Annotated in this window: 3 protein-coding genes; 2 read left to right on the forward strand and 1 reads right to left on the reverse strand. The window is 56.1% G+C overall.

What is annotated here, in order from left to right; translation table 11 throughout:
* Positions 1–147: 147 nt before the first annotated feature.
* Positions 148–876 (reverse strand): COG3904 family protein, encoded by a 729-nt coding sequence (locus C7C56_RS28135; RefSeq protein ID WP_146204427.1) that lies wholly within the window; start codon positions 874–876, stop codon positions 148–150.
* Positions 877–1,094: 218 nt separating this feature from the next.
* On the opposite strand from C7C56_RS28135, the gene C7C56_RS11130 reads away from it, so the two are divergent.
* Both C7C56_RS11130 and C7C56_RS11135 read left to right on the forward strand, forming a co-directional pair.
* On the forward strand, positions 1,095–1,388 hold the full coding sequence (locus C7C56_RS11130) for a recombinase family protein (RefSeq protein WP_106757473.1): 294 nt from the start codon (positions 1,095–1,097) through the stop codon (positions 1,386–1,388).
* Positions 1,354–1,800 carry a thermonuclease family protein gene (locus C7C56_RS11135; protein ID WP_106757474.1) on the forward strand — a complete coding sequence of 149 codons (447 nt, stop codon included), beginning with the start codon at positions 1,354–1,356 and terminating at the stop codon, positions 1,798–1,800. The genes C7C56_RS11130 and C7C56_RS11135 overlap by 35 nt, the downstream gene beginning before the upstream one ends.
* Positions 1,801–2,052 lie beyond the last annotated feature (252 nt).

Below are 2,052 nucleotides of genomic sequence, written 5' to 3' on the forward strand. Positions count from 1 at the left end.
ACGCCTAGCCTTACACATCAGCGCCCGGCGGCGCGATGGGGCCAAGCTGCGCGTGAGATCGGCACCAGTCGCGAGACCCTTCATCAATACCAGACGGTCGCGCCAACGGCTTAACCCGGTTTTACGTTCCATTACACCTCAGACGCCTTATTTGTACATTGTCCGTCGAACACACGCTAACTTCACATCGTAGTCAAGAATTTCTGTACACTCAGCATTCATACGCGCCTTCCTAGCTATAAATTCTTGGCGGGTTACACCAAGTTCCTTTGCGGATTCAATATCCCGGCGTTCCTGCTTTAAATAGTTGGTCTGGTCTAAGCGGTAACGGGTTAGTTCTTCAGCTTCAAGGTAGCGAATCTTGTGTGGTTCCACAGAGAACATGTCTTCAGCGAGGCCTGGTGCAATGCCTTTCATATCTAAGTACGTTTTAACCTGCTCCACAACTCGACCAAGAGTGGCAGCACCTGCTTCACCTCCAAGGCTTAAATCCGTCACAAACGGCCGGTGAATCCCCACTCTTCCTTTTATTGTTTTTTCATCAGCGCCGGCCAACACAAGTACACACGAGCTGGAGCATGTCATATTTGGTAAAATCGATGCGCTAATTTCTTCAAGTTCGAGGTAATCTCCAATTCTCATGGCTTCCTTAACGCTGCCACCTGGTGAAAAAAGTAGTATGACCCGGGCATTAGCTGGCGGCGCTTTCGAGAACTCTTCCTGCACTTTGCTCGCGTCTCCTGGTTCAATAGAACCAGCAAAAAAAACCATGCTGACACCCTTACTTTCGGGTAATAACTTTACGGTTGCGGCACCTACCGACATACTTGTCGTGAAAAAAGCTAAGGCCAAAAGAATATTTTTCATAGTATCCATTTTTCTTCATACAATAAAACATGATAAAGCATAACTGTTGCTGAGGGAACCGGCTGCGACGTTTGCGACGTTTGTGGCTCAGATCAGGAGGTAACGTGAAACACTGGGATTTTGAAGTAGCTGGCGCCTGACGCAGTATGCCCTGCTAGCGGTGTGCAGCCGACTCCTGACAATGCGCGCAGTCGCCTTCTGAAAACAACATCAGCGCCATCAACGACATGCTAATCGACATGCTGGCAGCGATCGCGCGGCGCGACTACGAGCAGCGGCGCGAGCGCCAGGCGGAGGGAATCGTCAAAGCCCGGGCGGCCGGCAAGTTTCGCGGCCGGCGCATCGACACCGCGAGGTACGATGCGATAAACAGACTCCTGGCCAGCAAGAGTTCATGGAGCGAGGTAGAGCGCATTGTATGCTGCAGCCGCAGCACGATCAGCGCAGCCGTGCGGCATGCGGCCAACCAAAAAAGGAAGCCACGAAATGAAGCTGCTTTTGATCGCGCTGGCATTGGCTAGCGCCCCGGCATTAGCCTTGGACGTGATCGGGATCGCGGACGGTGACACTCTCACAGTGCTGCAGGACGGACGGCCCGCGCGGATTCGCTTGGCGAACGTGGACGCACCTGAAAAACGGCAGGGATTCGGGCAGCGCGCCAAGGAGTCCCTTTCCGAGCTGTGCTACCGCAAGGATGCCGTGCTAAAGGTCGTCAGTACCGACCGATACGGCCGCGCGGTGGCGCTTGTGTCGTGCGCCGGCATCGATGTCAATCGCGCCCAGGTGGAGCGCGGCCTGGCGTGGGTCTACACGAAATACAATCAGGATCCCGCCCTGCCGGCGCTGCAGGAGGCGGCAGCTGCCCAGCGCCGCGGTTTGTGGTCAGAACCAAACCCGGTCCCGCCATGGAAATTTAGGCGCCCCAGCCACTGATCTCGAGTGGCAAGTGCAGCGAACTGCTTGGTAGAGCCCTGCCACCGCGTGGCGGAGCCGGTTTGAGCACGAGCTGGGAGTCAAACCCCGATCGTCTTTTGGCAGGTGCAGAGTTCGGGGGTTTAGGGACGCCCGGGACGGGCCACCGTCGCCGCCGCGTCCGGCAAACCGGCGCTTCGGCCAGATCGGGGCGCCCACAGAATTCGGAAAAAATAGCACGCTAAGGATTTCCCGGCATCCACCGGCAAGCTG

The organism is Massilia glaciei (genome assembly GCF_003011895.2).
Taxonomy (GTDB): domain Bacteria; phylum Pseudomonadota; class Gammaproteobacteria; order Burkholderiales; family Burkholderiaceae_D; genus Telluria_A; species Telluria_A glaciei.

Excerpts from the sequence above, each read along its gene's own strand:
- C7C56_RS28135 (WP_146204427.1), bottom strand. The coding sequence starts at position 876 with ATGGATACTATGAAAAATATTCTTTTGGCCTTAGCTTTTTTCACGACA.
- C7C56_RS11130 (WP_106757473.1), top strand. The coding sequence starts at position 1,095 with ATGCTAATCGACATGCTGGCAGCGATCGCGCGGCGCGACTACGAGCAG.
- C7C56_RS11135 (WP_106757474.1), top strand. The coding sequence starts at position 1,354 with ATGAAGCTGCTTTTGATCGCGCTGGCATTGGCTAGCGCCCCGGCATTA.